This is a genomic window from Acinetobacter sp. 1294596, assembly GCF_000582925.1.
GTDB lineage: Bacteria > Pseudomonadota > Gammaproteobacteria > Pseudomonadales > Moraxellaceae > Acinetobacter > Acinetobacter radioresistens.
In genome coordinates, this window is sequence record NZ_JFCC01000075.1 from 1 (window position 1) to 6,855 (window position 6,855).

Below are 6,855 nucleotides of genomic sequence, written 5' to 3' on the forward strand. Positions count from 1 at the left end.
GAGACTACAAAATGGGAAATTAAATATAAATTAAGAATGGAAATACAGAATACTGATATTTTAAATGCCCTTATTTATAAGCACTTAGATAAATTAACTGAAGATGAAGTACTGGAGTATCGAAAGAAATTCTTAGGTAAGGATGACTAAAATGACTATATCTAGTCTAGATAAAGCATATGAAGAAATTTATAAAGTGTTTGATAAAGTAACACCAACAGGTAGATTATCTAAAGTAAAGTCAAATCATATAAGAGCATTTCTATGTGTAGCAGTATGCATTGGACTAGAAAAAATAAAAAAAGATGAGAATCCTAAAGTATTTAATAGATATATTAAGGATTTAGAAAAGTGTGGAATTACAGAAGAATTTATAAGAGAAGAGTTTGAAAAGCAGCAGTTTAAAAACAGAAATAAAAAAGTTGAATTTGTAGAGCTTAAATTTAGTAATGAAACTCCAGCTGATTATATATATCCAAAAAGCACTTTCAGTATGGATAACCTAAAAAATGATAGTGAAAAGTCCTAGTTTCCGGACTAAAGTCCACCACCAGAGATGTGGACTCTCCTACCCAAGTTCACATCTCGCTCTCTCCTCCGCCTCCTCACGCCTCGTACCTCGTTGTCGTCGTTGTTGTCGATCGCGGATGTCGCATAATGCAGATTGATGTTAAATAACACCGATTTGCTTTGGAAATAGTTGCAAATCGGGGCAGAGTAAAACTTGAAGTGCGACATAAACCACCTAATTAATTTAAAGGGTTTATGGAGTATATAAAATTGTCATACCATCATCTTAACTTTGAAGATCGTACTGCATTAATGCTTGAGTCAAGAAAAGAAGGCTTTTCAGCCAGAAAATTTGCTGAACTCTGTAATAAGCATCAATATGCGATTTAAAAAGTTTCATTGTTCTCTCCAGTAAAAGCGTAATCAGAGGGGGAAATATTCATATTGTCATTGTGTCAGTTCGTAGACACTCACTTAATACTTTTCTTCTAGTGTTCTTCATTGCGTAACAGATCGATAAGCTTTTTTTGTTAAAAAGCTTATGAGCATCAATGATGCTCAATCAATAATCATGATAATCTTCGAAAAGCCAATATATAACTATTAAAGACCAAAATAGAAAAAAAATGATTCCTATAACTAGGTAAATCATATTAAGCCCTGTTCCTTAGCCTGCTGGTACTTTGCTATAAATTCTGCATCATATGCGGTTGGCTGCTGTTGTACGGGTTGTGGCTGAGATTGAACCTGTATAGGCGCTTTGGTGTAATCAAATGTTCTTTCACCATTCATCCAACGCTTACAATCACTTTGTGAAACATTCGGCATGATATTTCCCTGCTGATCATACGCTTTAAAATTCCCCTTAAAATCTTTGGCACATCCCGTTAATCGTGGGTAATCACGTACCTGTATTTGTGGCTCAGGATGAAAGTCATAAGGTTTATCAGGATTATATGAAACTTGAACTGTGACAGCTCCATTCTCTGACATTGAAGCTTTATTTTTTGACATATCATCAAACCATTTAACACATTCAGGTTTCGATACATTTTCACCCTTACGGCACTCACTGGAGAGATCTGTAAGGTTTGAAGCTGTAACTTGCTGTTCTTGAGTTGCTGCATGTTGTTCTACTTTTTGTTGTGTAGGCAACTGCTTGTTATCAATAACCCCTAATGTTTTATCATCCTTGTGCTGCATTGATTCAAAAGCAGTTGCACCATTTTTAACAAAGTAAACAATGACTCCCATAATGACAAAAAAAACAAGAATAGAGCTTACGTTCTTATGACTGATACGGCCTTTTGCATCTGTTACTGCAACAGTAGAAGTATAGTAATCAAACATATGCGGATTAAGTCGCCACTTCTGAACGTCATCAGCTTGTTTGAAATTTGATTTAGTCAGGTTGGTTACTGCATAAGACCACCAGTAAACAGTAACTGTTTTAGCTTTTTTAGGTCTGTAAAGATGAACATGCTCACCTGTATTTTCAATAACATAAGGATTTAAAAGTTTTGGAGACTGTGTAATAAGCCAAAAATCTATACCGTAATGTCTGTGTGTAGAAAGTGCTTTACCGACTTCATTGGCTTTTGTTGTTTCCTTCATAAACTCTTGATGATACTGAGCTTCATCGACAATATATAAACAAGGCTTATGCTCGTCAGGAACTTTTCTCCAGTCATCTAAAAGCTGATGGATTCCCATGATCTTAAGCCCGTTGATATTTGCATAAATTGACTTGTAAAAGCCTTTATCTAATTCCTTCAGTAGCCATTCAATTACCATGCAGGTTTTGCCTGAACCTGGAGTCGCTGTTATTAGTCGAATCATTTTTTTACTACCTTTAATCCGGCTGCAAATGTCTTGATATATACGGCTGCCAAATATGCACCTATCACGATACTGATTGCCTTATCAAAACCTGCTAAACCCAATAGACCTGTGACTGGTCCCAATTCGCCAAATGAGGCAATTGCCTGCCTCTTGTAATAGTCAGTAAATGCAGATAATCCGGTTACTGTTGCGAGTCCTAATCCTGCTCCTAACAAAACTTGGCCGAGCCATGAATCAGTTAGGTTTTTAAATAATGTGGTGAGCCAAGCAAAGATATTTCGCATTTAAACCTCACGTATTGCATTGCTAACAATGCCTAATGCAACTAAATAACCAAAGCCAATAACAGCAGGTCGAACCTTTAGAGCAAAATCACAGTAAGGTGATAAATCAAAAGAGATCGGCACAGAGACAGAGCCAACTGAAATAGTATTCACTTCAAAAGTAGGACATTGACCGCCGAACTGTACATACATCTGGTCAAACTGAGACGGGTCTTGTACTTCCTTTTCGTCTACATTTACCTCTGTATCTTTTTCTTTTTCGAGGTTTGGTTCCTTCCAAAAATCAGACCAAGCTAAAGAAATTGAGCTAGCCCATCCATCGGCTTTTTGATTTGCTGTATTCCACCAGTTTGTTAAAGTGCGCGGAAAAGATATAACTGTTTGAGCAGCTTCACAGACAGTTGGCGCCCAGCCGCAGAACGCCGGAAATTCCAAAGAAATATCTGTGACATTGGGCTTTTCAGGATTTTGTGTTTGTTCGCCAGTAGCCGTGTTTTCCTCTTCGATTGCTTTTGATGCTTCTAGTTGCTGAACAATCGGAGCAGCTTTAGCACTGTCTTTTTCAGCATCATTAATAATTTCTTGTGCAGCAGACATAGTTGCTTGTTGCGCCGAGACATCACCGCCAGCAGCATTAGAAATAACCTTCTGAGCTACAGTTTCTAAGGGAATAGATTTGGGATAGTCATCTTCAGCAGTTTCAGAATAATCAGGATTTAAAATAGGACTTGCAGAACCGACAGTACCACCGAGCCCTGCGCATTCAATCGTAGCTGTACCGCCGACATTCGGAATATGTACAGAACAGTCAGGATTTTCAAAACCCATATCTAAATAGAATTTATTTGCAGCTGCAGCAAGAGCCTTGGGACAATAATCCTTACCTTTATATTTGTATAAATACTGACACTGATCAGGTTCAGTTCTATATCTAATTTTATTATTTTCAGCATCTAAAACCCAGTCGACTGCACCCAAAAGCTGTTCTACAGCGACAGACAATGCATAACCTGCAACACCATTTCTTAAAACTTTTGCAACTTGAGAAGCATTGGGCGTTATTTTTGCAGTGCCTTTCGCAATTTTTGAAGCACCGTTTAAGATGATTTCTTTCGTACCATTCACAATTGCAGAAGCACCGGAGGCCACTGGAGAACCAAGCGACCAACCGCCGATATTCCCTGCAAATAAGAATGAAGGAAACAAGGCCAAGTTTAGGCAAATGAATATCGTTATAAGTCTGGAATTTAAGCATTTCATAAATCAGTCACTCAGTACGATGAAAAATGAAATGGTCATTACAATGAGATAATAAAGAACCATATTGATTTACCTACCCTTGATAAAAAGAAAGGGCGTAAAACACGCCCTTGTCTTGGTTTTGCAATTAACCGCGTTTGGCGTTTTGAGTAACAAGACTCCAGACCCAAGTTAATGCAGCAGGTGCAAGTTTTGCTGCACCGATTGCACCAACAGCAGCAAGACCGAGCGCAAGCTGAGTTACTCCATCACCCATATCTAGCCCTTCTGCGTGAGCAGATGAAGCTAAAATTACTGGAGTTGCAACCAGAGCGGCACGGTTTACAGCACGTTGGTAGCGTTGTTTTAAAGTTGGTTTTTTAGTACGCATGACATTCTCCTAATGTTTATATGCGGTTCTTGATAAATGTCGCCAAATCCACGCAAGTGCGAAATTGGCAACGGTATAACTAAGCAATTGATTTGCATCTGCATAACTCAACATGCTTAATTCAGTTATGAAATTCGACTGTGCAACCCACTCAACGCAGATGTTGTTTTGTATGGTTTGACAGACGTACTGCATAATTTGAATCCCTTGTTACTTACACTGGTAATAATGGACACAGTATTGAGCATGTACACTGAACTGTTTGCCGCACTTCTTGCACTTATACATAAACTGTGTCATATTAATTATTACCGTAAGTTATTGATTTTTAACATATTATACATTATGCGAAATCAGGCTATCTTAGGGCCTAAGTCTTTGTTTACAACGGTTTTAGTCACATTGATCAACGTTGTTTTTGGGAATTGTCCGCTGAACTCAAGGTTAAATTCGAACTCCATTTCGCATGGAAGCTGAATATCTTTAAAGCGTTGATAATTTCCTGCACCTGGCATTTTCTGAACTGCTGCCTTCATGCCATGACCATTTTTAACTGGAACAAGCACATTGAAATTTGTACTGTCATAATTCACACTGCGGCCAGTCTTCTGATCTGTAAATGTGCCTTGGCTTGGGTCAATACCGATTACGGTAAATACTTGTTTTTGGCTCATGGTTTACGCTCCTAAGCGATTTGTTTAAAACGGAATGTTGAAACTGGTTCTACGTACCAATCTGGTGTTTGTTCTTCAAACTTGATTTCGACAAGCTTGATGAACGGAATAATATTGTTCTTATTCTCTACATGAAGGTTCTGAAGATATGCTTTAGAAAAGCCACAAGTAATAAGGTCAGTTAAATAAGTATAAAATTGTGATTTACCACATTCTTTCTTAACTGCGTCATAACCATAGTTTTCTAAATTTCGATAGAAATTTATTAAATTCCTTGATTTAGTCTTAATTAACTTTCCAGATTTAGAGTAAGTATCAAAGACTGAATGTATCTTAGCTTTGATTATTTCATGATCAGTTGTCTTCATAGTTTGACCCTCTAGGGCTTTAAACATATCTTCATTGGCTTTTAGCCATAACTCTTGTAAAAAATTCGGGTTAAGCTCTTGATACTTAATTAATTCAAATAAATTTGTCGGTATACCCAACTTGGTTAACCAAGCCTTTTTCATACCTGTTTCTATACGTAGAAGTCCTCTAACCCATTCTTGAAGTCTTGGGTCTTCCATCACAGCAACAACACGTTCAGCAGCTTTATCTTTACCCTTGGCCAACTTGCGTTGTTCTTCCAGTTGCTCGAAGAATTCTGTTGCCTTGCCATAGAGCTTACGTTGCAGCCACTTTGCACGCTCAGAACCGAAATAAACCGTATTCTTATGTAAAACCGAATGCTTGGACTTGCGTATATACTGGCCTGAGAAATTCCGCATGAAAGCCAGAACACTAGCGACCATATTGTCATCTTTTAAACGTGCTGAATAAGTCACGTCCAAGACCATTACTTCGGCAGATTCAATATGCAACATGCCGTACAAATCAGGATGTGTTTCAAGAAGCCAGCCGAGCATCTCGAAAGCACCCTCTTTAATCAAGTCCGAACCAAAGACGTTATGCCCCTGTAATATCTTTGCAGGAGAGCACTTAAGCTCTACATACGGCCAGTTACAGCCCTCATGCACGAACTTAAAAGCCATCTTTGTGTAAGACGTTGGCAAACGCGAATAAGGATGTCTAAGTATCTGGTGATGTTTCTCCCCTTCCTCATCCTTATAAACTTCCAACGCATCAAACCTGATTGAAAGGTCCAGCAGATCAAAACCGAAAATGCAGTATTTGCCATCCTCTCGTACATCGACGAGTGAAGCATCTACAGGTATTCTCATTTCAATTTTATCTAGCATGATGCAGTGACACAAAGACACATATTTAAACGAAAGATACCATGACACCCTGTGTCAGTGCAACAAGAAGTATACTAAAACATTGGTGACACAATGAGACAGATAATCATGGCTTCAGTACAAATCCGAGTTAGAGATGAATTGGCAGATAAAATTGAGACTACAAAATGGGAAATTAAATATAAATTAAGAATGGAAATACAGAATACTGATATTTTAAATGCCCTTATTTATAAGCACTTAGATAAATTAACTGAAGATGAAGTACTGGAGTATCGAAAGAAATTCTTAGGTAAGGATGACTAAAATGACTATATCTAGTCTAGATAAAGCATATGAAGAAATTTATAAAGTGTTTGATAAAGTAACACCAACAGGTAGATTATCTAAAGTAAAGTCAAATCATATAAGAGCATTTCTATGTGTAGCAGTATGCATTGGACTAGAAAAAATAAAAAAAGATGAGAATCCTAAAGTATTTAATAGATATATTAAGGATTTAGAAAAGTGTGGAATTACAGAAGAATTTATAAGAGAAGAGTTTGAAAAGCAGCAGTTTAAAAACAGAAATAAAAAAGTTGAATTTGTAGAGCTTAAATTTAGTAATGAAACTCCAGCTGATTATATATATCCAAAAAGCACTTTCAGTATGGATAACCTAAAAAATGATAGTG

General features: G+C 37.3%; 10 protein-coding genes. 4 read left to right on the forward strand and 6 right to left on the reverse strand.

Features of this window, described 5'->3' with window-relative positions:
• The first annotated feature begins 151 nt into the window (after positions 1-151).
• Both J502_RS15495 and J502_RS17185 read left to right on the forward strand, forming a co-directional pair.
• Positions 152-529, forward strand: a complete 378-nt coding sequence (locus J502_RS15495) for a hypothetical protein (protein ID WP_147554590.1) — start codon at positions 152-154, stop codon at positions 527-529.
• A gap of 251 nt (positions 530-780) precedes the next feature.
• Positions 781-900: a helix-turn-helix domain-containing protein gene (locus J502_RS17185; RefSeq protein WP_249301641.1), complete on the forward strand. Its 120-nt coding sequence runs from the start codon at positions 781-783 to the stop codon at positions 898-900.
• A 258-nt stretch (positions 901-1,158) separates the two neighbouring features.
• Here the strand turns inward: J502_RS17185 and J502_RS15500 are convergent, their stop codons facing one another.
• From J502_RS15500 to J502_RS15525, 6 genes are all read right to left on the reverse strand, one after another.
• Positions 1,159-2,349 (reverse strand): zonular occludens toxin domain-containing protein, encoded by a 1,191-nt coding sequence (locus tag J502_RS15500; protein WP_052026714.1) that lies wholly within the window; start codon positions 2,347-2,349, stop codon positions 1,159-1,161.
• A complete protein-coding gene (locus tag J502_RS15505) occupies positions 2,346-2,636 on the reverse strand; it encodes a DUF2523 family protein (RefSeq protein WP_034685076.1) in 291 nt (96 codons plus the stop codon). The genes J502_RS15500 and J502_RS15505 overlap by 4 nt, the downstream gene beginning before the upstream one ends.
• Positions 2,637-3,848 carry a virulence factor TspB C-terminal domain-related protein gene (locus tag J502_RS15510; RefSeq protein WP_249301634.1) on the reverse strand — a complete coding sequence of 404 codons (1,212 nt, stop codon included), beginning with the start codon at positions 3,846-3,848 and terminating at the stop codon, positions 2,637-2,639.
• A 175-nt stretch (positions 3,849-4,023) separates the two neighbouring features.
• The gene (locus J502_RS15515) at positions 4,024-4,266 is read right to left on the reverse strand and encodes a hypothetical protein (RefSeq protein WP_034685082.1); all 243 of its coding nucleotides are present in this window, start codon (positions 4,264-4,266) and stop codon (positions 4,024-4,026) included.
• A 353-nt stretch (positions 4,267-4,619) separates the two neighbouring features.
• Complete coding sequence (locus tag J502_RS15520; RefSeq protein ID WP_052026715.1) at positions 4,620-4,940, reverse strand: hypothetical protein; 321 nt, start codon at positions 4,938-4,940, stop codon at positions 4,620-4,622.
• 11 nt (positions 4,941-4,951) lie between these two features.
• Positions 4,952-6,181, reverse strand: a complete 1,230-nt coding sequence (locus J502_RS15525) for a phage/plasmid replication protein, II/X family (protein ID WP_034685084.1) — start codon at positions 6,179-6,181, stop codon at positions 4,952-4,954.
• Positions 6,182-6,289: 108 nt separating this feature from the next.
• Between J502_RS15525 and J502_RS15530 the strand changes: the two genes are divergently transcribed.
• Positions 6,290-6,487, forward strand: coding sequence for a hypothetical protein (locus tag J502_RS15530; RefSeq protein WP_005404077.1), 198 nt, complete (start codon positions 6,290-6,292; stop codon positions 6,485-6,487).
• A 1-nt stretch (position 6,488) separates the two neighbouring features.
• Positions 6,489-6,855: hypothetical protein (locus J502_RS15535; protein WP_249301638.1), on the forward strand; the 367-nt coding region annotated here is incomplete at its 3' end.

What these genes read in the sequence shown, in the direction of transcription:
- J502_RS15495 (WP_147554590.1), top strand. Translation starts at nt 152, where the DNA reads ATGACTATATCTAGTCTAGATAAAGCATATGAAGAAATTTATAAAGTG.
- J502_RS15500 (WP_052026714.1), bottom strand. Translation starts at nt 2,349, where the DNA reads ATGATTCGACTAATAACAGCGACTCCAGGTTCAGGCAAAACCTGCATG.
- J502_RS15505 (WP_034685076.1), bottom strand. Translation starts at nt 2,636, where the DNA reads ATGCGAAATATCTTTGCTTGGCTCACCACATTATTTAAAAACCTAACT.
- J502_RS15515 (WP_034685082.1), bottom strand. Translation starts at nt 4,266, where the DNA reads ATGCGTACTAAAAAACCAACTTTAAAACAACGCTACCAACGTGCTGTA.
- J502_RS15520 (WP_052026715.1), bottom strand. Translation starts at nt 4,940, where the DNA reads ATGAGCCAAAAACAAGTATTTACCGTAATCGGTATTGACCCAAGCCAA.
- J502_RS15525 (WP_034685084.1), bottom strand. Translation starts at nt 6,181, where the DNA reads ATGCTAGATAAAATTGAAATGAGAATACCTGTAGATGCTTCACTCGTC.
- J502_RS15530 (WP_005404077.1), top strand. Translation starts at nt 6,290, where the DNA reads ATGGCTTCAGTACAAATCCGAGTTAGAGATGAATTGGCAGATAAAATT.